Origin of the sequence: Priestia sp. Y58, from assembly GCF_029522095.1 — a bacterium.
Classification (GTDB): Bacteria; Bacillota; Bacilli; order Bacillales; family Bacillaceae_H; genus Priestia; species Priestia megaterium_E.
Window position 1 is genome coordinate 41,233 of record NZ_JAKWFL010000010.1, and the last position, 23,760, is coordinate 64,992.

At 35.4% G+C, this 23,760-nt stretch carries 25 protein-coding genes; 21 read left to right on the top strand and 4 right to left on the bottom strand.

The window, feature by feature from the left end; translation table 11 throughout:
- Positions 1-20: 20 nt before the first annotated feature.
- Together MMB68_RS23205 and MMB68_RS23210 are read left to right on the top strand one after the other, a co-directional pair.
- Positions 21-239: a hypothetical protein gene (locus MMB68_RS23205; RefSeq protein WP_264408390.1), complete on the top strand. Its 219-nt coding sequence runs from the start codon at positions 21-23 to the stop codon at positions 237-239.
- Between the two features lie 1,256 nt (positions 240-1,495).
- A complete protein-coding gene (locus MMB68_RS23210) occupies positions 1,496-1,693 on the top strand; it encodes a ChaB family protein (RefSeq protein ID WP_033580050.1) in 198 nt (65 codons plus the stop codon).
- Between the two features lie 265 nt (positions 1,694-1,958).
- On the opposite strand, the gene MMB68_RS23215 is transcribed toward MMB68_RS23210, so the two are convergent.
- The gene (locus tag MMB68_RS23215; protein ID WP_028414863.1) at positions 1,959-2,153 is read right to left on the bottom strand and encodes a hypothetical protein; all 195 of its coding nucleotides are present in this window, start codon (positions 2,151-2,153) and stop codon (positions 1,959-1,961) included.
- Positions 2,154-2,431: 278 nt separating this feature from the next.
- Between MMB68_RS23215 and MMB68_RS23220 the strand changes: the two genes are divergently transcribed.
- The 10 genes from MMB68_RS23220 to MMB68_RS23265 all read left to right on the top strand — a co-directional run bounded on the left by MMB68_RS23220 (position 2,432) and on the right by MMB68_RS23265 (position 14,060).
- On the top strand, positions 2,432-3,064 hold the full coding sequence (locus tag MMB68_RS23220; RefSeq protein ID WP_277549373.1) for a TetR/AcrR family transcriptional regulator: 633 nt from the start codon (positions 2,432-2,434) through the stop codon (positions 3,062-3,064).
- A gap of 68 nt (positions 3,065-3,132) precedes the next feature.
- Positions 3,133-4,830, top strand: coding sequence for an MFS transporter (locus tag MMB68_RS23225; RefSeq protein ID WP_277549374.1), 1,698 nt, complete (start codon positions 3,133-3,135; stop codon positions 4,828-4,830).
- Positions 4,831-5,031: 201 nt separating this feature from the next.
- Positions 5,032-5,538, top strand: coding sequence for a DinB family protein (locus MMB68_RS23230; RefSeq protein ID WP_277549375.1), 507 nt, complete (start codon positions 5,032-5,034; stop codon positions 5,536-5,538).
- 701 nt (positions 5,539-6,239) lie between these two features.
- Entirely contained in the window at positions 6,240-7,685 is a 1,446-nt protein-coding gene (locus MMB68_RS23235; RefSeq protein ID WP_221786248.1) for a DHA2 family efflux MFS transporter permease subunit, read from the top strand.
- Positions 7,686-7,784: 99 nt separating this feature from the next.
- The gene (locus MMB68_RS23240; protein WP_277447344.1) at positions 7,785-8,252 is read left to right on the top strand and encodes a hypothetical protein; all 468 of its coding nucleotides are present in this window, start codon (positions 7,785-7,787) and stop codon (positions 8,250-8,252) included.
- A 448-nt stretch (positions 8,253-8,700) separates the two neighbouring features.
- Complete coding sequence (locus tag MMB68_RS23245; protein ID WP_277549376.1) at positions 8,701-9,177, top strand: hypothetical protein; 477 nt, start codon at positions 8,701-8,703, stop codon at positions 9,175-9,177.
- 90 nt (positions 9,178-9,267) lie between these two features.
- Complete coding sequence (locus MMB68_RS23250; RefSeq protein ID WP_277549377.1) at positions 9,268-10,074, top strand: DUF2262 domain-containing protein; 807 nt, start codon at positions 9,268-9,270, stop codon at positions 10,072-10,074.
- 361 nt (positions 10,075-10,435) lie between these two features.
- A complete protein-coding gene (locus MMB68_RS23255; RefSeq protein WP_013058385.1) occupies positions 10,436-11,383 on the top strand; it encodes a dihydrodipicolinate synthase family protein in 948 nt (315 codons plus the stop codon).
- Positions 11,384-11,489: 106 nt separating this feature from the next.
- On the top strand, positions 11,490-12,497 hold the full coding sequence (locus tag MMB68_RS23260; protein WP_098196825.1) for a LacI family DNA-binding transcriptional regulator: 1,008 nt from the start codon (positions 11,490-11,492) through the stop codon (positions 12,495-12,497).
- 159 nt (positions 12,498-12,656) lie between these two features.
- Entirely contained in the window at positions 12,657-14,060 is a 1,404-nt protein-coding gene (locus MMB68_RS23265; protein ID WP_277549378.1) for an MFS transporter, read from the top strand.
- Between the two features lie 95 nt (positions 14,061-14,155).
- Here MMB68_RS23265 and MMB68_RS23270 read toward each other — a convergent pair whose 3' ends face one another.
- The 3 genes from MMB68_RS23270 to MMB68_RS23280 are packed head-to-tail and all read right to left on the bottom strand — an operon-like array spanning position 14,156 to position 15,505.
- On the bottom strand, positions 14,156-14,566 hold the full coding sequence (locus MMB68_RS23270; RefSeq protein ID WP_277549379.1) for a YvaD family protein: 411 nt from the start codon (positions 14,564-14,566) through the stop codon (positions 14,156-14,158).
- 4 nt (positions 14,567-14,570) lie between these two features.
- Positions 14,571-14,933, bottom strand: coding sequence for a DMT family transporter (locus tag MMB68_RS23275; RefSeq protein ID WP_221786244.1), 363 nt, complete (start codon positions 14,931-14,933; stop codon positions 14,571-14,573).
- 14 nt (positions 14,934-14,947) lie between these two features.
- Entirely contained in the window at positions 14,948-15,505 is a 558-nt protein-coding gene (locus MMB68_RS23280; protein ID WP_277549380.1) for a TetR/AcrR family transcriptional regulator, read from the bottom strand.
- 554 nt (positions 15,506-16,059) lie between these two features.
- Between MMB68_RS23280 and MMB68_RS23285 the strand changes: the two genes are divergently transcribed.
- From MMB68_RS23285 to MMB68_RS23325, 9 genes are all read left to right on the top strand, one after another.
- Complete coding sequence (locus MMB68_RS23285; protein ID WP_277549381.1) at positions 16,060-16,425, top strand: DUF2089 domain-containing protein; 366 nt, start codon at positions 16,060-16,062, stop codon at positions 16,423-16,425.
- 13 nt (positions 16,426-16,438) lie between these two features.
- Positions 16,439-16,828 carry an SHOCT-like domain-containing protein gene (locus MMB68_RS23290; protein WP_277549382.1) on the top strand — a complete coding sequence of 130 codons (390 nt, stop codon included), beginning with the start codon at positions 16,439-16,441 and terminating at the stop codon, positions 16,826-16,828.
- 10 nt (positions 16,829-16,838) lie between these two features.
- Entirely contained in the window at positions 16,839-17,120 is a 282-nt protein-coding gene (locus MMB68_RS23295; RefSeq protein ID WP_277549383.1) for a hypothetical protein, read from the top strand.
- Between the two features lie 593 nt (positions 17,121-17,713).
- Positions 17,714-19,147 carry a sensor histidine kinase gene (locus MMB68_RS23300; RefSeq protein WP_277549384.1) on the top strand — a complete coding sequence of 478 codons (1,434 nt, stop codon included), beginning with the start codon at positions 17,714-17,716 and terminating at the stop codon, positions 19,145-19,147.
- A complete protein-coding gene (locus MMB68_RS23305) occupies positions 19,140-19,712 on the top strand; it encodes an ANTAR domain-containing response regulator (protein WP_192995004.1) in 573 nt (190 codons plus the stop codon). The genes MMB68_RS23300 and MMB68_RS23305 overlap by 8 nt, the downstream gene beginning before the upstream one ends.
- Positions 19,713-19,926: 214 nt before the next feature.
- A complete protein-coding gene (gene eutH / locus MMB68_RS23310; protein WP_116514438.1) occupies positions 19,927-21,216 on the top strand; it encodes an ethanolamine utilization protein EutH in 1,290 nt (429 codons plus the stop codon).
- Positions 21,217-21,258: 42 nt separating this feature from the next.
- Positions 21,259-21,600, top strand: coding sequence for an ethanolamine utilization microcompartment protein EutS (gene eutS / locus MMB68_RS23315; protein ID WP_013058372.1), 342 nt, complete (start codon positions 21,259-21,261; stop codon positions 21,598-21,600).
- A gap of 20 nt (positions 21,601-21,620) precedes the next feature.
- Positions 21,621-22,118, top strand: coding sequence for a EutP/PduV family microcompartment system protein (locus tag MMB68_RS23320; protein WP_053487604.1), 498 nt, complete (start codon positions 21,621-21,623; stop codon positions 22,116-22,118).
- Between the two features lie 195 nt (positions 22,119-22,313).
- Positions 22,314-23,759: an ethanolamine ammonia-lyase reactivating factor EutA gene (locus MMB68_RS23325; protein ID WP_277549385.1), complete on the top strand. Its 1,446-nt coding sequence runs from the start codon at positions 22,314-22,316 to the stop codon at positions 23,757-23,759.
- The last annotated feature ends 1 nt before the right edge of the window (position 23,760 follow it).

Below are 23,760 nucleotides of genomic sequence, written 5' to 3' on the forward strand. Positions count from 1 at the left end.
AATGTATAGGAGGAATTACATTGATTAAAAATTTGCCTTTGTTAATTTCCATATTAATAATTGGAGTTAATATGTCTATAATAAGTATGAACGGACATTTACCTGCGTTTTTTGAATGGGCGTTACCAATTTTGAGTATTATTTTAAACGTTACTGCAGTTATAGGATTATCTTTACACGTCTTTGTATATAAACCTATAAAAAAAGCAGAAGATAATCTAAATGGAACTATTAAGTAAATGGAGATAAGTACTATTTTCAGAATGATTTTAGGAGCTTTAATAGGCTTGATGATTTTATTAACGTTGGGAGTATCTAAAGAGAACTATATATTCATAATCCCAATCTTCATAGCGTTGTCTTCAATATCTAAAAAGAAAGACGAAAGAATACCATAATCAAAAAATGATCTTAGTTTACAAGATCCTTTTATTTGTTTATTCATTTAAAGTGTCTTTAGAAATGAAAGATAAAGACTGATACAACCAAGTAAGCTAATGAGAATAAACTCAACAGAAAAACAAAAGATGCAAAAAGTAGAACCTTTGACTTTTTATTCATTGTTATACCGTTTTTGAATAAGGTAGAGAACCCTAATAACAAACCTCCCAAAATTGCTACTAACCCAAACAATAGGTTGACCAAACTTGCCATCCATATCCCTATAATAAGGACTATTAAAGCCAAAAATGGATTAAAGATAATATTTACAGCCATATTAATCTATCCCTTTACAATAAACTTTTCTTATCTTTTTCAAGTTAAATAATGCCTATAGATTATTTTGCAACAAAAACGATCCGAAAGGTAGCAAAGCTAAATAAATCTGTGGGCTAGCTTGACCCAACTAAAGTAAGAGATCCCTAAAATAAAAGCCCAAAGAAATGCTACACGAATATTTCTAGGTATAGAAATCCACAGCTTTAACATGTTCCAAAGTAAGTGATCTGTATTCGATTTTTTCATAGTTCGTAGATCCTTTCTTAACTAAGCTGTTCTTCCTTAAGAAGCTCATCTAATCTCTGACAGAATAATCTTATTTCATTAGTATCATTCAGCAAATACTCTACGTCAAAGCTGGCTATAAATTCTTTAACCCGATTGTTTTAGATAGTTTCCGTTCCATAAGCAGTTCTAAACCATTCTTGCTTACGTAATAGACTAAGTTTCTTTTTAGCAACTATTGTTTCCCTAGAAGGAAAGAACGGTAGTGTTCCTCCAATTAAATTTTCTATCAACAAAACCACCTCTTATACAGTTAGAGGTAATTATATCATTAATTTCCATATAGAGAACTGTTTTTTAAAATGACAGTTTATATACATTCCTTGGTTGGGTTGCTTTTTACATTACATCATCCTATATATAACTTATTGACAAAATGCCTCACTATAATTAGCTTAAGAGGCATTCATTTTCATTATTAATTAAATGTTTATACCCCCTTAAAACAGGTAAATCAGTAGTAAAAGACGTTTTCAAGGAGGAATACTATATGCCCTACAATTCATTAAAAGAATTGCCTGATGGAGTAAAAGATAACCTTCCTCATCATGCTCAGGAAATTTATAAAGAAGCATTTAACTCAGCTAGTGACGAATATAAAGAAGAAGCTACAGCTCATAAAGTCGCTTGGAATGCAGTAAAAACAAAGTACAAAAAAGATAGTAATGACAACTGGGTGAAAAAGTAGCGAGAAAAGAGCTTAAAAGTAGTTTAGTTTAGTGGAAGGAAGGTCCGAACGATAAACTGTTCGGATCTTTTTATTGTGAGAACGTAGGCTTTGTGTATGCAGGTGCTTCTAGCTGGTGATTAGAGGCAAGGCGCAGACTCCTGGAGAAAGCGAAGCCTTGGACGGAAATCAGCAGCGGTGTAACAAGCAATTCATACTCGACTATTCATCCCATTCAATATAAAAAGACATTACTCTCGAAGATAACGTCCTTTTACAAAGTTACTTATTCTTTTTCAGCTACGGTAAAGTATTGAACGCTGCTTTTAACGAGTACCAAGTCATTTGCTAAGTCCAATACTTTACTTTTATCTTCAAATCTATATTGTATGTAGTTCTTTGCACGAATAAGTGATTTAGTTTCAACTATATGACTGATTTCACCATTGATTAAATGAAACGTTACTTCAAACTTTTTCATAAGAAAACACCTCCATAATATCAATTTTTACTATTCCTTCATTTCTAATACCATTTCTTTTGAATGTTTTTACAAAAGATTTCACGCAATCCATCTCTAACAATGGAATGTTTTAACCCTACCCAATTTTTGATATTGACAGATTGGCTATACTTTGTGAGACTTAATATACATAATGTTCATTAGTTTACATTATGTATAGAATATATGCTGATGATACAGGATAGTTTAAACAGTCCACCGTATGTCTTAATAAAAGTGATACAAGGAGATCAACTATGTCTAAAAAAACAAAAGTAGATCCTAGGATAAAAAGAACAAATAAATACTTAAGAGACGCTTTAGTCGAACTTCTTAAGGAGAAAGATGTCACGTCCATTACGATTCAAGAAATTACGGAAAAAGCGGAGTTAACGCGAGGAACCTTTTATTTACGCTATCAAGATAAGCAAGACTTTCTTGTTCAGATCATGAATGAAGTTTTAGAAGAGCTAATAGAGCAGGTAAAGCCTAAACAAAATAACGAGGCTTCCTCAGAAGTGAAAGAAAAAGATGAGTCTGTTTCTTTTTTAAAGCTTTTTGAATTCATCTACGAACACGCGGATTATTTTAAAGTCATGCTAAGTGACCGAGGATTGCCTCAATTCAGAAGTCATATGACGGAAATTGTAAAGAAAAGAGTGTACGGAGAGCTAATCTCTTCGATTGGAGAAGCAGAGGATGGACTGGATATTCCTAAAGATATCCTGATTAGCTATATCACATCAGCTCATATAGGTGTCATTTGTTCTTGGTTAGAAAGCGATATGAAATTTAGCCCTGCATTTATGGCTGATAAATTAACCCGTTTAACCCTTCTAGGGCCAATTCGAGTGGCAGGTTTAGAAAATAAAATAAAGCTTCCTTACTGAAGCTTTATTTTTTAGTTTGTTCAGATAAAGATATTTTACAATCATGAAAGGCAGAAAGGAATTGTAGTATGAAAATAGAAAAACACTGGGGGATTTCCTTACTGGCAGTTTTAGCTATTGGTCCTGGTTTAATGTTAAACACGTCATTAAATTCTATACGTGAAATTCTCCAACAAACGTTTAACAATCAATCTTATATTTCGATAACACCGGTTTTAATAGGGGTTATCAGCTTTGCATTTTGTATTCCGTTTGGACCAATTCTTCGACATAAGCTAGGGGAGAGGAGTACTTATGTTCTTTCGATGTGTTTGTTTCTTATAGGAGCTATCGTAAGTATTGCTTCTAACAGCTTTTTAGGAATGGGCATTGGTCGGTTTTTACAAGGGACAGGAACGGGTTTAGCACTTATGATGATGATTCCAATGCTGGTTCTTTCTTTTCCGATTCAGAAACGGAACTTGGCATTACTGATTCTTATTGGCGGATTTTATGGCTCTAGCGTTGTGGGCATTTTTCTCGGAATGTTAGTGAACAGCTACGGACACTGGAGATGGTTATTTTATATAGCGGCCGTACTTTCCTTACTGGGAATAGGTTTTAGCTACAAATTTTTAACAAATAATCACGCCAAGCAACAGCAAAAACATCATGAACCATTTGACATCATCGGTGCAGCGTTAATGTTTATGGTTACTGCATTTATTACGTTTACATTACTTAATCTCCAAAAATCAGGATGGGCATCTACTTATGTATGGATAGGCACAGTAGGAAGCATCATTTTTTTATGTTTTTTATTTATAGCAGAATGGCATATTAAAAATCCGTTAATTCCCTTTCGATTAGTGGCTTCTCGAAAACCAGCTCTCGCTATCTTAATCGCTGTTATAGGAAATATTAGTATGAGTCTCACTCTTTTATCTCTACAAGGATTGCTTAAAAGTGAATCTGGTTTTGATAAAGGAGAGATGTCACTGATCTATATCGGGCTTTTTGCAGGGATAGTAATTGCGGCCATATTAAGTGCCGTACTATATGATAAAGTCGGGCCGGGCTTATTAGGTATTATAGGAGCCGTCATTATTATGGGAGTAAACATACAGTGGATGTATGTGGACGGTCATGCTTCAACTTTTCTCTTTGTTAGTAGCTTCACCGCTTTAATCACAGGAGTAGGGTTCACAGTCGCTGCAGGTCTGATGGGTGCTGCTTTAGGCGGACCGCTACCAAGTTTAGTCCCTCGAATGGTCACGGTTCAATTTATAAGAGTTACAGTATCTGCAGTCATCCCTGTAATCAGCAGTATTGTTTTTGCAAAGGTGTATAAAAATCACCTTGCGACGGTAAGTGCAGAGAGCCAGGTGGCTAGTAAAGAAAATTTCACTCAGTCTCTACATGTAAAATCTGAAATCATTACTTATCATACCTTTTCTACGTTTTCGTGTGTATTGAGCATTGTGGTATTCATTCTCTCGTTTTTGATGTTTTTAACAGGTAAGGGACACAAGCTGGCTCATAAGCCGCATGATAAAGAAAAAAATAAAGAAAAGCTGAGTACCGAAGAGGTTCACAGTAAAAAAGCTACTCCCGTTTTTGAGCGTTCGCCTAAAGAGATTGTTGCGAATCAAGTCATTGGTGACAGCGAGTATAGAGAAGCTTTGAAAAAGTTTGGCCAGCCTAAACCTTCTCCTGATAAAATGCTGCATATGAGAGATCAAGAATATAGAAAAGCTCTTAAAAGGATGAAGGATATGGGACAATAAGTTAAACTGAAGAATTTTGAATAAAGAAGAGAAAGAGCAAACTCACGTGCAAGGGAGTTTGCTCTTTTCATTTCTACACGTACGCTTTGCAGGTATGTTTTTAATAAATTAATAACTAATACAAAAAATACAGTGCAAATATATGTTTTTCTATGTATAATTATTTATAATATAGAATAATAATACAAAAGGAGAACCTAGATGAATTCTTTCATAAAAGAAAGTATTGAATCCCTTGATACACAATTGAATATAATTCAAACTTGTATTAGTAGATTAGAAGATGATGACATTTGGAAAAAGCTCCGGCAAGAAACGAATAGTATTGGAAACTTATGTTTACATCTTGCCGGCAGCGAATATGCATTTATCGCCAGCATAATTGGTGGTCAGCCTTTTATTAGACAGCGATCTAAAGAATTTACTGACAACAGAGTAATGAACTCTGATCAGCTGATAGAAAATTTAATTCTTACACGACAACAAAGTAAAGAAGTTATCGGGAATTTTGATTTTAATGATTTAGCAAAATCCATACAAATGCCCTCTACAACAAGTACATTAATTCCAGAACCAGGTAAAGTACAGTCATGCTTAAGTGTTATCTTATATGTCGTTGAACATTATGCTTATCATACGGGACAAATCGTTTATATGACGAAGCTGCTTCAAACGGAAAATGAACATATCTTAAAATGGAGACACTGAATTCAATCATTCTGTTCAGAACTATTAGTTATTCAAATGAATTTTTAGCTAGGATATTCTTCTGTTTAGGAGAATATCTTTTTAGTTGGCTCTGTTTGTGATTGCTGTTGAAGATTGACTTTCGGGAACGTATGTTCTATAGTAGGTTTAAATATAAAAAATTGATGATAGAAGCTCAACTTCTGTTACATTCAAAAATCACTATATATGTCATTCCTAACAAAATAACAGAAACAAATTTTAATTATCGCGAGGGAACTGAGTTAGGTATATAGATATCATTATTTAGTATATTTTAGATAGAAACAGTGCTTATAGCTGTGTTACAATATTCCTGGTATACAAAGTGAAAATTCATTTTTCCTTTGTACAGGGGAATGGTATAAATAAGTGCCTTTCCTCTTTTCATTTTTTAGTTCTATCTTGCTTATTGAAAAAGCATATACATAAATGGGAAACAGTTTACATACGTAATTTAGAAATGAAATGGAGAGAGAGGTATCTGTGGAAAGAAACGAATTCAGAAGACAAAAAGCAATCCGGTCAAAAGAGAAGAGAAGGAAAAAGCTTAGTCAACATAATGTCTTAAACCTATTGCTAATCTTTATATCGGTATGTATTGTTTGTCTGCTAATCAACTTATCATTAAGATAGAAAAATTCACCAAAAAGAGTATGTAAAAGAGAGGAAGACAATTTAATATGAGTAATCAACAAACAGTAGCCGAAGGCTCTAACATCAAAGTGCTGCCGATTATTACGTCGTTTCTTATTGCCGGGTTTATCGGTTTATTTAGTGAAACAGCGCTAAATATGGCGTTAAAAGAGCTAATTTCAGGCTTTGGTATTCACGAAACAACGGCACAATGGCTAACAACAGGGTATCTATTAACGTTAGGAATTTTGGTACCTATTTCAGGTTTTATTCTTCAACGATTTACGACCAGACAGCTTTTTATAGCATCGCTAATTTGCTCCATCATTGGAACATTTATTGCAGCTATTGCACCAACGTTCGGGGTACTCATGATTGCCCGTGTCGTGCAAGCCGTTGGAACTGCTTTACTTTTACCGCTTATGTTTAACACGATTCTTGTTATTATCCCGCCGCATAAACGTGGAAAGTCAATGGGGATTATCGGCCTTGTTATTATGTTTGCGCCAGCTGTTGGCCCAACCGTATCAGGCTTAATCTTAAAAACATTAACGTGGCACTGGATTTTCTGGATTTCACTTCCGCTATTATTTGTTGCCTTAGTGTTTGGAGCTTTCTTTATGCAGAACGTTACCACACCAACGAAGCCAAAAATCGATATGATTTCTGTTGTTCTTTCAACAATAGGTTTTGGAGGAATCGTATTTGGATTTAGCAGCGCTGGAGAAGGCGGGGGCTGGGGAAGTCTACAGGTTATTCTAACTCTTGTGATTGGAACTGTTGCATTAGTTGCATTTTCTATTCGTCAAACGAAGATGAAAGAGCCAATGCTAGACCTTAAAGCCTTTAAGTATCCGATGTTTACAATCGGTCTTCTGTTAATTCTAGTCTGCATGATGGTACTGCTGTCTGCGATGATGATTTTACCTTTATACTTACAAACATCATTAGCTTTATCAACCTTTGCCGCTGGTCTAATGCTTCTTCCTGGAGGAGTGATTAACGGAATTCTTTCACCGGTTATGGGCGGATTATTTGACCGCTTTGGTCCCAAATGGTTAGTTATCCCTGGTCTTGTGATTGTAGCCGGCACCATGTATGGTTTTTCAACCGTAACGCTGGAAACGTCAACAGGGTTTATCGTTGCTCTGCACATTGCGCTTATGATAGCCATTTCGATGATTATGATGCCGGCTCAAACAAACGGATTAAACCAGCTTCCACCTGAGCTGTACCCGCATGGAACAGCGATTATGAACACTTTACAGCAGGTTTCCGGCGCAATTGGAACAGCTGTTGGAATTTCCATTCTTTCATCAGGTTCAAGAAGCTTCCTTGAGACGGTATCAGATAAAATGGATCCATTAAATCAAGTTCTTGCCTTTACCAACGGTGTTCAGCATGCGTTCATCTTTGCGATTATTGTTTCAATTGTTGGATTGGTTATCTCGTTCTTTATCAAGAGAGTTAATGTTGAACAAAAAGCACATTAATAAAAAACACAGACCATTATAGATGGTTTGTGTTTTTTTTTTGTGATAGGCGGACACTATAAGAAGAACTAGATGAAGTACATTGAGGTGAGTTCACTTATGATATCAAGAAAACACTTAGGATTTAACTTATCTATAATAGCAATTCCATGGTTATCATTGTTGTTTATAGGAAAACGCAGCATAAGACGTTATTCGTTAGCAGGGATTTTTATTATTATCTTTGAAATTATTAATCATTTGTATGGGCATCAGAGGAAGTGGTGGAAATTTTATGATAAAAAAGATTCGTTTATAAAAGATGAACTTCCTTTTAGTATTGGACCTTATATGCCTCTTTCAATGTGGCTGCTTAAATCTTCGTATGGAAACTTTAAGAAGTTTTTACTACTGAATATTGTAGTTGATGGAATCTTTGCTTTTTACTTTATTGATGTTCTTAAAAGGTTGAAAATTGTAGGTCTAAACCGATTAAATCATTTTCAATTTTTTATCTACCTTCACTATAAAGCATATTTGTTATATGGAGTGCAGTATTTATTTGAAAAGGTGAAAAGATGGAATTAATCTTATCTTTTGCTTTTAAACCTAAAACTCACGATATAAGCTATTACTAACGAAATAACAGCAGCAACACTAATCTTTATATAAGAAATCTCTAAAGCCCAAGGACCATATTGATTCGCGTTCAAATGGTACATAGACCACCATTGGCCACCTTGGCCTTTAGAAAAAGAGAAGATGATCCATAGAAGGAACAAAAACAGGAACCACACAAAAAAGATAATAATATTAGCGATTTTCTTATTTATTGGTTAACCCTCCACCTCATAATTTATAGGTAATGTGCTTATCTCTTATTATAGTAACAGTAATCAGAAAAACGTAAGAGTTTTTATTGAAAGAGGCTGAGTAATCTAATTGATGTTCGCTTTATGTAGTACTAAAATTAAACGTAGTAAGTCAAAAACATATTTCTACATAGAAGTAAAAACATAGAAGGGAGGAGGAATAAATGAGTGATCTTGAGTTCTCTGAACGAACCTATACAATCTCTAACTTCAAACAAAATGGGTATGAAAAACTTGTCCTAACTAAACCACTTGATGAAAATGAAGCGGAAGTCCCAGTTACAAGGCAATGGTTTTGGAGTACGGATATAGGAGAATGGCAAGAAGTTGAAATTATGGTAGAGGGAAATAGTGAAAAGCCATATGAGGAATTCGTTGCAATGGCGGATTGTATATTGAAACAATTACATATCTATCTTAAAAGGTCATTCGAGTATTTAAAGCAGTTCATTTCTGCACAAAAATTTAGTGTCTATTACCTGTCCGCTGTAAGTTTTGGGCGGCTTTTAAATTTTGACGGACATATTCTTGCAGGATTTTCTTTAGCTTTTGTTTACGGGGATTATCCCAATGTATTTCAATATAAAGTGAAATTTAACAGGAGCGGATGGCCTATTGGTTTTGAAGGTGGACCGCTATAAAAAATAAGAGTAGAGAACGACATATCAGTTTGCAACTATATATTTAGGGCGAATTTTTCAAAAGCAGTTAAAGAGGGGAATGTACATTAAATGAGTAAATTCATTGAAAAAAAGAAATTTGAAAAAGGATTCTCAGAAGAAGTAATTGACATAGCAGCGGTTACAGGTTCAGTAGGAATTGGTGCTGGAATGTCCCGTGGAGAGACTTTATGGACAGCATCAATTGATTTAATTGCATGGAAAAGTTTAGAGGAAAATGAAGCAGTCAAGAAAGAAGAGATACAGCTTAGATGGTTAGTGGACGAGGAAGAAGTGGAAAAAGCAATGAATCTACTGCAAAGTAATACCGTTGTAAAGCTACAAGTACGTACGGGAACGGATTCAATGATGCTCGTTAACATTCTGGAACCAGAGTATGAAGACGGAGAGCTAGAAACAATAGTGAAAAAGTCAGTGAAGCCCGTTTACTATCATGATGAGATATTTGGCAAGTTTACACTTGAAAAAAGTATTAAAGTTTTTGAAAGAAACATTGCTTGGGCGAATGAACAGTGCGAGCTGTATTTTGACTGGCATGAAGATGAAAGTATGATGAAGTCTGCGCTGAAGACAGCACACACACTTTTTGAGGAGGAGGATAAATGGAGCCAAAAAATTAGAATGTATGCCGCAGCGGAACTGGTCGATTTAGCAAACGATTGGCTACAGGAAGAGGATGAAATAGAGGAAATTACAGAAGAAATGTTTATGGATTTTATGAGTTTAGACACTATATCCGTTTATCCAGAAGGAGATTTTGATTTTTATTTTTCTGATGGAGATATGTTTGCAGGACATAGTATCGTTGTAGAAGGAAATATAAATGGGACTTTTACTAGGGCTCAAATTGCAGGATAAATAGAGTGATTGAATGATAGTTAAAAAACAATTATGTAGTTTAAGAGAAGGATTTTATCCTTCTCTTTTTTAATTCAATCTTGTTTTTACTCTTTTTAGGACTTGGAGCATATACGAATTACCATGCTGCTTACACGGATTTGTATGAGTTTTTTGTAATAGTAAACGTTTACTATTAAATTATTCTGTAATAATTATATTTTTGCTGGAATTTTTAACGATTAAAAGCAGTTTTTTGTCTTTATTTATCAGAAAATAAAAATTATATTGACAATTAATCGTTTACATTTTATGATTAGTTACGTAAACGTTTACTATAAATTTAAAATTAAAAACTAAAACAACAAAGGGGATGTTTTTAATGAAAAACAAAGTAAAATGGAGTGGCGTATTTCCAGCAGTTCTTATCCCATTCAAGGACGACTATTCAATTGATGAAGAAGGTTTTCGCTCTTTAGTTCGCTGGGTTGCAAGTCATGAAGGGGTTAATGGAATTGTAGTAAATGGACATACGGGAGAAATTATGACTTTACTACCTGAAGAACGTGCAGAGGCTGTAAGAATTGCAGCTGACGAATTAAAAGGGCGTATTCCTGTTATCTCTGGTGTATCGGCAGAAGGAACAATTGAGGCTATCCAACATGCGCAAGCTGTAGAAAAAGCAGGAGGAAGTGGGATCCTTCTGATGCCTCCGCATTCTTGGCTGCGATTTGGGATGCAAGAAGAATCACCTGTTCAGTTTTTTAAAGATGTGGCAGAAGCGATTAACATCTCAATCGTTGTTCACCAATATCCAACTTGGACAAAAACTTCGTATACAACCAGCCAATTATTAGAAATGGCTGCTATTCCAAACGTTGTGTCTATTAAAGTCGGACAACGAGATATTGCACAATATGAAGTGGATATTCGAGCACTAAAAAAGAATGCGCCTGATGTTTCACTGTTAACGTGCCATGATGAATACTTGTTACCTACTTTAGTTCAAGGAATTGACGGTGCATTAGTTGGCTTTGGTTGTTTTGTGCCAGATTTAATCGCAGAACTAGTAAAATGTGTAAAAGATCAAGACTTAACGGCTGCGAATGCTGTGTATGACCGTATCTTTGAATTAAAGCAGGCTGTATATAAAATGGATGAACCTTCTTCTACTTCTCACTTGCGTATGAAAGAAGCGATGTATCAACGTGGATTAATTAGTAGTTCATTAGCGAGACGTCCAGTATTACCTTTAAAAGAAGAGGAAGTAGAAGAAATTCGTCAAGGCTTACTAAAAGTCGGATTATTAAAAGATGAAGTGAAAGCGTAATAAACATTGTAGATAGTGGTTGCAAGATTGCAACCACTATTCTTTAGTATTTAGGTGGGACTCGTTTATAATAGATAGATATACTTGACCCACGGAGGTATGTACTATGAGTGTAAGTATTAAGGACGTGGCACTTAAAGCTGGTGTGTCAACAGCTTCTGTCTCACGAGTATTAACAAATAAACCTGGTGTTGGCGCGAAAACCGCGGAACGAATTCGTAAAGTAATGGAAGAATTAGATTATCGTCCTAATTTAGGGGCTAGAGGGCTTGTTAAACAAAACACAGGAAATATTGCGGTTGTGGTTCCACGAGGATCATTTATTCTGAACAATCCATTTTTTTCAACCGTTTTAGAAGGAATAGCGAAAGGAATCGACCAAACAGACTATAATATGATGATGTCATTTACCTCTTCTCAACAGAAGCGGTTGCTTGAAACTCAGGCTGTAGACGGGGTTATTCTTTTCGCACCTAGAAATGAAGAGCTAAGCCTAGAATGGTTAGAAAGTATCCGGTTACCGATTGTCGTAGTAGGGAGCTATTTAGAAGGATCTCCTTTCCCGTGCGTGCGACCGGATGATGAAGATGGTATCAAACAAGCAGTGGATGCTCTTTATCAGCTAGGACACCGGAATATTGGAATCGTAAATGGACCGATGAGTTCCATGCATAGTGTTAGGTGTTTAAATGGATATAAAAAGAAAATGGATGAACTAGGTTTACCTTTTTCTTCTGAAAACGTATTTGAGATTGATGAGTTTGACGCTTTAAAAGCAACAACAGAAGTAGCGACATTTCTAAAGAAACATAGCAACATTACAGGGGTCGTTTGCTCATCTGATTATTTAGCCATCGGGGTTATTAAGGCAGCCAATATGCTTGGACTATCTGTACCCAAAGATTTATCAGTGGTTGGTGCAGATGATGTTCCAATTTCAGATTTTATCACGCCTGCTTTATCTACAGTGCATGTCGATTTATTAGGTATTGGTCAAAGAGCAACCTCGATACTGATGAATATGCTCGAAGGAAAACAGATTCGAAAAAAAGATGTTGTATTTAAGATGGAATATATCAACAGGTCCACAACCGATAGTCCAAAACATAACTAAAATGTATACCTAGGCTCTAAAAAATTTTAGAGTCTGCTATGTGCTGTCTTTAACTGTAAACCCTTTCATTGAATTCCTAGTTTAATAAGTTTTGTTTCACGCATCTTAGGGTCATTGTCATTCCGATTTGAAGGAATCGCTACTAAGGAGGATTTATGTATGAATACAGAATTGAACAGAAATTCTTCAGAACCTACTAAGAATATCAACTATAATCATGAAGAAATTGGCTTGTCGAATCGTGCTGCCGAACTGCTTACACGTATAGAAAGCGTTCCCTTTTCACGCTGGCATATTAAACCACGTGTGATTATGGGTTCAGCCACGTTTTTTGATGCTTTTGATGCGTTATCTCTGGCATTCGTTTTACCCGTATTAATTGGAATATGGAATTTAACCCCTGGTCAAATCGGTATTCTTATCGGTTCTGGATATCTTGGACAAGCGATTGGAGCTATCTTCTTTGGGTGGCTGGCGGAACGGTTTGGACGTGTCTATAGTGCTAAATGGACCATTTTTTTAATGTCTGTCATGAGTATTGCTTGTGCATTTGCAGGTAATTTCCATGCACTACTGTGGCTGCGGTTCGTACAAGGCATCGGAGTAGGTGGTGAAGTTCCTGTTGCTGCAGCTTATATAAATGAACTTTCAGTTGCACAAGGACGGGGACGTTTTTTTATGCTGTATGAGATGATTTTTCCGCTAGGGTTAATGATATCCGCGCAGATTGGTGCTTTAGTTGTACCTAGCTTTGGGTGGAAGTGGATGTTTTTGATCGGTGGTATCGGCGGATTAATTGTCTTTTTATTTTTCTTTAAGCTGCGTGAATCGCCTCGTTGGTTAATTTCAAAGGGCAGGTTTGACGAAGCAGAACGAGTAATTGAAGAAATTGAATCGAGTACGGATAAACGTATAGAAGCAAAAATTAGTGCACCTCAAGCTGTAGTAAAAGGCAATTGGAAAGAATTATTTTCCCCTTTTTACCGCAGTAGAACGCTAATTGTCTGGACACTTTGGTTTTCTTCCTACTTTGTTGCGAATGGACTTAACAACTGGCTCCCAAGTTTATATAAAACAGTTTATAATCTTCCATTAGAGGATTCTCTACACGCAGCGTCACTAACGAATGTGATTCAAACAGTGGCTGTGTTTGCGTGCGCCTTACTTATTGATAAAGTTGGCCGTAAAAGGTGGGCAACTATTGCTTTTCTTGTTGTAGGATTACTTTTAACGACACTTTGGTTTAATGGTGCCAAATCTGCCGAAAGTGTTATGTATTTAGGTTCAGCAGCTTACGGCGTTATGGGAACAATTACGGTTCTACTCTATCTCTACACGCCAGAAATTTATCCAACACGTATGAGAGTACTTGGAATCGCGTTTGCGACAGCATGGCTGCGACTAGCTTCGGCTATTGCTCCTACGATACTTGGCTTTGTGTTAGGTGCTAAGGGAATTACCTCTGTTTTTGTTCTGTTTGCTTGTGTAGCTGCAGTAGGTGCGTTTATGGCATTTAAGATGATTGAAACACGTGAAAAGGTTTTAGAAGATATTGCACCATAAAAGAGCAAGTTCCAAGAGGTAAGATTAAGCCAATCTTACCTCTTTTATTAGTGAATGCTACTATTCATTAATTCTTACAATTTTTAAAACGTTCATTATAAGGAAAGGTTGCTTTTTTGATTGCCGTTATCTTTTATAAGTAATTTTATAAAGAATAGAGGGTAAATCATCAAGTACAAATTAAAAGCCCACCATGTGAAATCGAAATCTTTAATAAATGCCCAATACGCAATAGCTTGTAGCCCTGAGCAAAATGTTAACACTAGAGAAATTAAAGCGTAACCTTTCCATGATTCTCTATGTAGCTTGTATAAATATAGGCTAAACAATCCAGTGAATGAAATAAGAATATCTAGAGGGAAGAACGACCAATTCCAAGCTATGACTATGGGGTTATCATAATCTTTGAAGGCTGCACTTTTGGGTATCAATTCAAAGTAAGTAACAATCCAATAGATAATAAATCCTATATCTGTGACAAGAAAAAAAGGTTTTAAATATTTCATCTTTTTACCTCATGTGTTTTTCCAAAGTGGATTTACTAGTATCAGCTTCTTTTTCACCGGTCATATTTAATGTCACTACGCCGATAATAATTAGAGCTATAGCAACAACCTTTAGCAGGCTTACACTTTCATTAAAATACATAAATCCAATTAGCGTAATAATTATAATCCCCATACCTGACCAAATAGCATAAGCAATTGAAACCTCTAAACTTTTTAACGTTAACGTCAAAAAACACAAACTACAAATATAAAAAAATATGAGCAACACACTTGGTATAACTTTAGTAAACCCGTCTGATAATTTCATGGCCGTAGTACCAGCCACTTCAAAAAGAATAGCTAAACTTAGGTAAATCCAATGCAATTTTTTTCGCCACCTTATTTTTTTATAGAAATGCCATTCAAAAGAATATCGATAACAGATTTTAATATTTCACTCAGTGTGAGTTTAGTTTTTAGCGAGAAGCTTGGCTGATAAATTTGATTGATTGCGCCTAGGTATAGCTCTATAAATAGTTGTAAATTAACTTCACGTAGAACTCCTGTTTCTATCCCTTCTTCCATAAGTTTTACTACTAGACCCCACTCTTGCTTTAAAAATTCATCTATCTTAACCCATTGATTATAGTGAAGACGTTTTAAATCTACTAATAGGCGAATGTCCATTGTATTAAACTCTTCAGGCACACATATAAGGACTTGAGTAATCTTTTCAAGTAAATTGAGACTTTCATCATGAAAGATTTCTTCTTCTTTGTTCTTAATCTGTAGGATAAGATTTTCAATTATCGAGTCAATGATTGCGTCTTTAGAACCAAAATGTTGGTAAATGGTTCGTTTGCTAGTCCCCAAATTCTTAGCTAAATCGCTAATAGTAAAAGAAAATCCTTTTTGTTGAATTAAAAAAATTGTTTCATTTGTAATTCGCTCTTTCATAAAAAACCTCCATTTGGTACCAGGAATAATATTAGAGTACCAAATGTATTATATAATATAATTTTCCAAAAATAAACATTTAACAGCCGAACTCTTATACTTTATAGGTTAGATATGTTAAAAAACTGTCGCTCTATATATCATCCTAAAGTGTAGCGATAAACCAAGGGAATAAGATTGAATTTAGTCGTATTTCATATGTGTATATTCTGGGTTCAAGCCAAATTCTGTTTCGAGATTACCTGACACACAGATTAAAGAAGAGCAATTGGAACAGATTAATTTTACCTTGATTGAAGCCTTACATACGAATTGAAAACTTTATCTTACATACTTTTTTTTATTTAATTCTGTGTTCACTTTTTTTGATTTGAAGCATTTGATTTACCAAATATCAATTAGTTATCATTGTGTGTGATTTAAAATGAATTATTAACATTTTTAAAAAATGAATTGATATTTTTAATTTTTTTATTAAAATAATTAAATTTTATTGTTTTTGTTTTTAATTGTTTGTTATATAATCAAATTAACTAAAAGAAGGGGATTTGATTATGGCTTATAAAGTACTTACAAATTGTCCTGTCTGCAGTGAAACATTAAAAATTACAAAGCTGCAGTGCACCCATTGTCACACGACGATTGAAAATGAGTTTGAATTATCTAAGCTGGCATCCTTATCAAGTGATCAGCTTCAATTTGTAGAAGTGTTTTTAGCATGCAGAGGAAATATCAAAGAAGTGGAAAAGGAACTGGGAGTTTCGTATCCAACCGTTCGAGGCAAGCTTACTGACATCATTTCATCTCTTGGATATGTAGAAAAGAAGAAAAATGAGGTAGACGAGAAAAAAGTTGTGTCTATGCTAGAAAATGGTGAAATTACGGCAGAAGAAGCCATCAAGCTCTTAAAAGAAGAATAGGGAGGGGATTTTTGTGAAAGAGGAAATTACAAAAGTGTTAACAATGGTTCAAGAAGGAAAAATTGATGCAGAAAAGGGATCAGAACTAATTCAAGTATTAAAAGAAAAAGAAGAAACAGGCAATAAGCTTTTGAAGAAACCAAATTCGTATTTAGATAAAACGTTAAAAATTCGAGTTGTGTCAACTGAAAACGATAATGTGAAGGTTAATTTGCCGATAAAGCTTGTCAAGCTGGTATTAATGGCTGGACACAGCATCGCAGCAAGTATTCCTCAATCAGAAAAATATGTAAAAGATATAGACATAAACCTGATTGTTGAAGCAATTGAAAACGAGTTAGATGGTCAAATTGTTGATATTAAATCGGCAAACGGAGATACCGTTTCAGTCATCATTGAGTAATGGTGCGCTTATGATTCATGTAAAAGTGAAAACCAAAGAAGCCCGGTTTAACATCCCTGTTCCATATGCTCTTTTAAACATTGCTATTAGCGTTGCTTTTTCAAAATTTATCCAGAAGCATACGGATAAATGGACAAAAGAACATTTTAAAAGAAAAGGGCTGAATTTCACTTTTCCGATAATAGATAAAAGCATGCTAAAGCCTATTGTTAAGGAACTGAAGAAACATAAGGGGATGGTACTAGTAGATGTCAAAGCTACTGATGGTACGGAGGTAAGAGTTAGACTATGATGTAGCTTTGCAAAGTGCCTACCCGCGTGTAAAAATAAAGCCTTATTCGTCTATATAGATGTAAAAAAGGCTAAAAAAAGAGATCATACAGTTTGCTATCGTGCTGTATGATCTCTTTTTTTCTCTGCTTCTTTCTTTTTCTTATTTAACCTATATCTGGAGTGTGTACCCCGAAATATGGAAATAAACATAGTAATCCATATTCCTATCCACACTGACATCGTATTAAAACGCCCCTTTGCTACTTGATTTTATTAAGCAGCTCTGTAGTTGATTTTATCTTTTTAAAAAATCCAAAACTCACTATCATAAGCTATTACTAACAAAATAACAGAATACTAATTTTTACGTAAAAAGCTTTAAAGCCCAGGGGCTATATCTATGCGAATTCAACTGGCAGATAGACCACGATCGTCCACTTTTACCTTTAGAAAAAGAAGTGACAAGGCATAAAAGAAATAAGGTTTCCTTCATAAGGTAAATATTTTCCCATCAAAATGAGACATTGACAAAAAAAGTTCAGAAAAATATAATATTTATTATATTCTAATATTTTGATGCTTACATGTTTAAAAGCAGCTAGGAGTTTACATATGACTCATACATTATCCTTAAATTCTTTATGCAGGCTTCATACAAATTTAGCAGAAGTCGATATCCAAAAGATTGATGAAGTTGCTAAAAATTTGCCGCTTATTGCTGATTTAAACCGAGCAAATGTGTTTATTGATTGTTTAACAAAAGAAGGACAGCATGCAGTTGTAGTGGCAGAAGCTGCACCAGAAACTGCACCGTCAGTTTATGAACGTCCAGTCGCAGGGAAATTTGTGTACGAAGCGTTTGAACCAGCAGTATTTTACACGCTGCGAAATGGAAAACCGATGTCTTTAAATCGTGCCTTAACACAAGAAGGAAAAACGGTAGAACAAAGTGTGGTTCCTATTAAAGGATTTAATAATCGTGTAATTGCTACATTGATTATGGAGAAAGATATTAGTGAAGTAGTTGAACGTCAAGAAAAAATGAAAACGTTATCAAATACAAATGATACATTAAGCGAAATTTTAATGGAAATGACAGAAAATGCTTCGCTTATTCCAGAGTTTATTGGAGAGGCACTTTTCTTTATTGACCCTAATTTAAACATTCTATATTTTAATTCTGCTGCTTTCAATTTGGTTTCTGAAGTTTGTTCCTCAGAATGTAAGATAGGGAATCAAATCATCGAATATTTCCCTTGTTTAGAAGAGTTATTTTATCATCCAGAAAAGTTGTTTATGCACGAAGTGACTATTTTAAATAAGGTGTTTCAAGTCAAAAAAGTTAGTTTAAAACAAGAAAACCCAACGAATGGTGCTTTTATTACATTTCGAGATATGACTGAACTTAGAGAGCGAGAAAGAGAACTTGTTGTCAAATCAGTCATGATTCAAGAAATTCATCATCGCGTCAAAAATAATTTACAGACTATTGCGAGTTTATTAAGGCTTCAGATGAGAAGGGGTCTTCCTGAAGAAAGCAAGGCTCATTTTGTCGAGAGTCTTAACCGGATTTTAAGTATCGCTTCTGTGTACGAGATTATTCTTTCCAACTCTAGTGTAGACAATGTAGATATTCTTAGTTTGATTGAGAAAATTGGTAATATGCTAGTGTATAGCTCTACGGATGAAAATAAAAATATTTCAATTGAATATTCGGGCACTCAGCTTTTTACAGAGTCGGATAAAGCTGTCTCCATAGCATTAATTATTAATGAGCTCATTCAAAACTGTATGAAACATGCGTTTAAGGGGCGAGAAGAAGGTAAGGTTCACGTTTCTTTTCAACAGAATAACTGTGAGATAGAGGTTACAATTAAAGATAATGGTGTTGGGTACTCAAAAAAAGCCAAACCATCTTTAGGATTAGATATAGTTACCATGATGGTCACTCACGATTTATCTGGTCAATTTTCGATTGAGAGAACTGCAAATGGCACCATGGCATCAGCTAGGTTCCCATTAGAAAGAGGCGGACACCGTGACTAAACGAATTATGATTGTTGAAGATGAGTCAATTGTACGACTAGATTTATCAATGATGCTCTCTGATAATGGTTATGAAATAGTAGGAGAAGCTGGAGATGGTGAAAAAGCGGTTGAATTAGCTTTTGCACTAAAGCCAGATTTAATTATTATGGATATAAAAATGCCTAAGTTAAATGGCCTAAAAGCAAGTGAAATTATTTCAAATAAATATAATATTCCTATTCTGCTGTTGACAGCATACAGCCAGAGGGAGTTTATTGATAAAGCAAAAAAAGCGAATATAGTAGGCTATTTAGTAAAACCGATAGCTGAATCAAATTTAATTCCAGCAGTTGAAATCGCTCTACAGCAAGCAGAAAATGCAAAAATGTATGAGCAAAAAGTTCAGGAAATGAATAATGAACTGAAGAAACGAAAAATCGTTGAAAAAGCAAAAGGAATTTTAATGAATAAATATAATTTAACAGAAGATCGTGCTTTCAAAAAAATGCGGACTATTAGCATGAAAAAGCAGGTTACACTAGAGAAGTTAGCAAAACACATCATTGAGAAATATGGAACTTAACCTCACTGTACAAGTAAATAGTTTGAGCAAAGGTGCTTAGTGGTTTTAAGTGATAAAAAACCACCTGGCACCTTTTTGTCTTTTTTAAGGGAACAATTTTAATCTTTCTCTAGTAGCAAAGCTCTTAACAAGTTACTTCATACGCTTTAAATAGATAGAAATAGTTAAACTATTATCTATTTAAATAAAAATCATCATATAGGGGGAATTGGGTGTGGTTATCATTGGGAAAATCGTGATTTATATTATCATGACTTGTGCAGTGTGTGGGGCTATTGCTGCGATTAGAAATAGTGATGAAGGATTAGGAAAGCAATTCATGGAAGGGTTGCATTCTATCGGGTATATTTTTATACCAGCGGCTGGTATCATGGCTGCAACTCCATATCTTTCGTGGTTTATTAGTACGGTATGCGGTCCTTTTTTCTCAGCTATTGGGGCAGATCCTGCTATCGCAGCAACCTCTATCTTAGCAACGGATATGGGAGGGTATCAATTAGCACACGTATTAAAAGAGTCGTATGAAGGATGGGTCATGGCCATGATAGTAGGATTTATGGCCGGAGCAACCATTGTATTCTCGATTCCAGTAGGACTGGCCATGCTTGATAAACGCGACCACAAATATATGGCGCTCGGCGTCATGTCAGGTGTGTTAACGATTCCAATTGGGGCTTTTATTTCAAGTGTTTTAATTATGGTAACCAATTCTGATGTGCGTAAAATTATTTCCACTACAAGTGATTCAACATACGAGTTTACGATAAGTTATTTGAAAATTATTTTGAATTTATCTCCACTTTTATTATTTGTTGTGCTATTAGCGGTAGGACTATATTTCTTGCCAGATTTAATGATTAAAGGATTTATGTGGTTTGGGCGTATTATGGATGCCGGAATTAAGCTAGTTCTTGTTTTCTCCATTGTTGAAATTTTTACGGGCCTATTCTCTCATTTATTTGGAAGCTGGGGATTTCATCCGATCATGGCTGATAAAGCGGATCAATTCCGTGCGCTAGAAACAGCAGGTTATATTGGCATCATGCTTGCTGGTGCATTTCCTATGGTTTATTTGCTTCAAAAATATGCAGGAAAGCCGCTTGAAGCTGTAGGGAAAAAACTTGGATTAAGTAAAGAAGGCAGTGCAGGTATTTTAGCTACAATTGCTAATATTTTAGCGATGTTTAAGCTTATTCGCAGCATGCCTCCAAAAGACAAAGTTATTAATATTTCGTTTGCAGTTTGCTCGGCATTCTTATTAGGAGATCATTTGTCTTTTACAGCCAATTTCCAACCGACATTAATTCTTCCAGTTATTATCGGGAAGTTCTCTGCAGGTGTAATAGGCATTGGTTTAGCATATTGGCTATCTGTTCCAAAAGCCTTAGAGCTAGAAAAGAAGGATCGCGAAGCAGGCATTATTGGAAAAGACGAGTACTTAAGTTCAGCAGCTGAAGAAAATGAAAAGGTAGAAGAAAAAAGCAGTAAGACACAAGTGATGTAAGCATTGTATAGAATTTATACGATAAGGGAGAGGTAATTTTTTATGAGTGAAGAAAAAAAGCGTTTTATTCAAGAGTTTGTGCCGGGAAAACAAATTACATTGAGCCATTTAATTGCAAATCCAGATCCGGATATGTTTGAAAAATTAGGTATACAGCAAGAAGGAGCTCTAGGCATTCTAACATTAACTCCAAGCGAGACGGTTATCATTGCCGGTGATTTGGCTACAAAAGCTGCACATGTTCAATTAGGTTTTTTAGATCGTTTTACAGGAAGCCTTGTTATTGTGGGAAGCGTTTCAGAAGTAGATATGGCAATGAGAGAAATTAATCGTTTTCTCTCCGAAACATTAGGGTACACGCCTTCAATTATTACAAAATCCTAATAGTATAGGAGGGAAGAATTATGCATAAAAAAAATAGAGCCATGCTCATTGGTTCAATTGGTGCCGGCAAATCGACATTAACAAATGCTCTGCTTGGAAAGCCGGTAGAGGCAGTTAAAACACAAGCTTTAATCTATTATGATTGGATCGTTGATACACCTGGAGAATATGTTGAAAATCCTTTTTTTTATAAAAATATTATGGCAACCGCTCTTGAAGTTACACATGTGTTATATTTGCAGGACGCCACCAAGAAAAAGACAGTCTTTCCGCCTAATTTTAGTACAGGCATTAATAAGTTAGCTATTGGGGTCATTACAAAAAGTGATGCAAAAGATGCTGATGTGAGCTTAGCGATTAAAAAAGCAAGGCAAGTAGTTGTAAATGGTCCTATTGTTGTTACTTCTTCCCGCAACAAAGAAGGGCTTGAAGAGGTTCGAGCTTTGGTACAGTGTCAGTCTCTACAAGAGATGAAACAGTATACTGATAACTGGAAATCGAAATATATTATTTTCTAATGAAAGCCTTTACAATTTATAAAAAATCAGTTATATTCTAAATATACAAAAAAATACGGGCAAAGGCGCCTTATACAGCTATCTTTTAGAAGATAGCTCGTATGAGGTGCCTTTTTTATTTGACTAAAACACGACTAATGAGCAATCAGTGATATAAAACCTTTTGCTGATTGAAGGTTAATGAGGTGGAGGGATATGAAACAATACGAACCTCTAAAAGAGGAGATTATCAGCGCAGGAATTGATATAGGAACAAGCACAACCAAAATTGTGTTAAGCAAATTTTCTCTGATGAATATGGCAGGAGGAACACACTTGCCGCGTATTGAGATTATTGATAAAGAAGTTATTCATCGCAGCCCGATTTATCGAACACCACTTCTCACATCAACAACAATCGATATTGAAGCAATAGAGAAGCTTGTTAGAAATGAGTATGATAAAGCAAACGTTGGTTCCGAAGATATTAAAACAGGTGCCGTGATTATTACAGGTGAAACAGCAACTAAGCAAAATGCCGAGGAAATGATTCACCATCTATCAAATCATGCGGGGGAGTTTTTAGTTGCAACTGCGGGTCCTGATTTAGAGGGAATTATTGCAGCAAAAGGATCAGGAGCTTATCAATATTCTAAAAAAATGAGCAAAACTATTGCCAATGTAGATATTGGCGGGGGAACAGCTAATGTAGCAGTTTATCGAATGGGAAGGCTGTGTGGAACCTGCACACTGCACATAGGAGGCAGGCTGATAGAGTTTTCGGAAGATAAAATCAGCAGCATTTCGCCACCTGTTAGAAACCTATTAAGAGAGTGGAATAGTACTCTTGCAACAGGTGATGTAATGGTGGAAAAAGAGATAAAGAATATAACAAATTATATGGCCGATCTGATTAGTAGAATGCTAACACGTACCATGATAGCAGAAGACAAGGTACTGCTTTTAGGTCATGAACCGAATTGGAAAGAAGAAATCGATGTCATTATGTTTTCTGGTGGAATCAGTGAGTGCCTCTATCAATATGAATCTAAAGGTTTTGAAAAAGCTCCTTACCACGACATAGGAATGATGCTTGCGGACTCTTTAAGGGGTAATCAGAGTTTAAAGAAATGGTCATGGATTCAGCCTGATGAAACCGTTCGCGCAACCGTTCTTGGTGCTGGTACACAAACGACTGAAATCAGTGGAGCCACGATTCAAGTAGAAACCAAAGATTTACCTGTACGAAATGTACCTGTTTATCAAATTTCTTTTAAGGATGGGTTTCAAAAAAGTGTTCATCACTTAAAGGATGCTGTAAAAGATGCAATTGAGATACATGACCCGCAGCAGGAGGGACAAAATTTTGCCTTGTACTTATCTGGGCTTCCGTACGTAGGATTTCGAGATATTCAACAATTAGCAAAAGGTCTGCTAGAAGCGGTGAAACAAAAAAACAAAAGAGATCAGCCGCTCATTATTGTTCTTGAGAGCGATCATGCCAAGGTATTGGGCCAAACGCTTGTTGCTCAAGATTCTTCGCAAAGCATTATTTGTATTGATCAAATTAAGGTGGAACACGGTGACTACTTAGATATTGGCCAATTGCTACAAACAAGCGTAGTACCGGTAGTAGTCAAAACCCTTACGTTCCACTCATAAG

What these genes read in the sequence shown, in the direction of transcription:
- MMB68_RS23210 (WP_033580050.1), top strand. Translation starts at nt 1,496, where the DNA reads ATGCCCTACAATTCATTAAAAGAATTGCCTGATGGAGTAAAAGATAAC.
- MMB68_RS23215 (WP_028414863.1), bottom strand. Translation starts at nt 2,153, where the DNA reads ATGAAAAAGTTTGAAGTAACGTTTCATTTAATCAATGGTGAAATCAGT.
- MMB68_RS23220 (WP_277549373.1), top strand. Translation starts at nt 2,432, where the DNA reads ATGTCTAAAAAAACAAAAGTAGATCCTAGGATAAAAAGAACAAATAAA.
- MMB68_RS23225 (WP_277549374.1), top strand. Translation starts at nt 3,133, where the DNA reads ATGAAAATAGAAAAACACTGGGGGATTTCCTTACTGGCAGTTTTAGCT.
- MMB68_RS23230 (WP_277549375.1), top strand. Translation starts at nt 5,032, where the DNA reads ATGAATTCTTTCATAAAAGAAAGTATTGAATCCCTTGATACACAATTG.
- MMB68_RS23235 (WP_221786248.1), top strand. Translation starts at nt 6,240, where the DNA reads ATGAGTAATCAACAAACAGTAGCCGAAGGCTCTAACATCAAAGTGCTG.
- MMB68_RS23240 (WP_277447344.1), top strand. Translation starts at nt 7,785, where the DNA reads ATGATATCAAGAAAACACTTAGGATTTAACTTATCTATAATAGCAATT.
- MMB68_RS23245 (WP_277549376.1), top strand. Translation starts at nt 8,701, where the DNA reads ATGAGTGATCTTGAGTTCTCTGAACGAACCTATACAATCTCTAACTTC.
- MMB68_RS23250 (WP_277549377.1), top strand. Translation starts at nt 9,268, where the DNA reads ATGAGTAAATTCATTGAAAAAAAGAAATTTGAAAAAGGATTCTCAGAA.
- MMB68_RS23255 (WP_013058385.1), top strand. Translation starts at nt 10,436, where the DNA reads ATGAAAAACAAAGTAAAATGGAGTGGCGTATTTCCAGCAGTTCTTATC.
- MMB68_RS23260 (WP_098196825.1), top strand. Translation starts at nt 11,490, where the DNA reads ATGAGTGTAAGTATTAAGGACGTGGCACTTAAAGCTGGTGTGTCAACA.
- MMB68_RS23265 (WP_277549378.1), top strand. Translation starts at nt 12,657, where the DNA reads ATGAATACAGAATTGAACAGAAATTCTTCAGAACCTACTAAGAATATC.
- MMB68_RS23270 (WP_277549379.1), bottom strand. Translation starts at nt 14,566, where the DNA reads ATGAAATATTTAAAACCTTTTTTTCTTGTCACAGATATAGGATTTATT.
- MMB68_RS23280 (WP_277549380.1), bottom strand. Translation starts at nt 15,505, where the DNA reads ATGAAAGAGCGAATTACAAATGAAACAATTTTTTTAATTCAACAAAAA.
- MMB68_RS23285 (WP_277549381.1), top strand. Translation starts at nt 16,060, where the DNA reads ATGGCTTATAAAGTACTTACAAATTGTCCTGTCTGCAGTGAAACATTA.
- MMB68_RS23295 (WP_277549383.1), top strand. Translation starts at nt 16,839, where the DNA reads ATGATTCATGTAAAAGTGAAAACCAAAGAAGCCCGGTTTAACATCCCT.
- MMB68_RS23300 (WP_277549384.1), top strand. Translation starts at nt 17,714, where the DNA reads ATGACTCATACATTATCCTTAAATTCTTTATGCAGGCTTCATACAAAT.
- eutS (WP_013058372.1), top strand. Translation starts at nt 21,259, where the DNA reads ATGAGTGAAGAAAAAAAGCGTTTTATTCAAGAGTTTGTGCCGGGAAAA.
- MMB68_RS23320 (WP_053487604.1), top strand. Translation starts at nt 21,621, where the DNA reads ATGCATAAAAAAAATAGAGCCATGCTCATTGGTTCAATTGGTGCCGGC.
- MMB68_RS23325 (WP_277549385.1), top strand. Translation starts at nt 22,314, where the DNA reads ATGAAACAATACGAACCTCTAAAAGAGGAGATTATCAGCGCAGGAATT.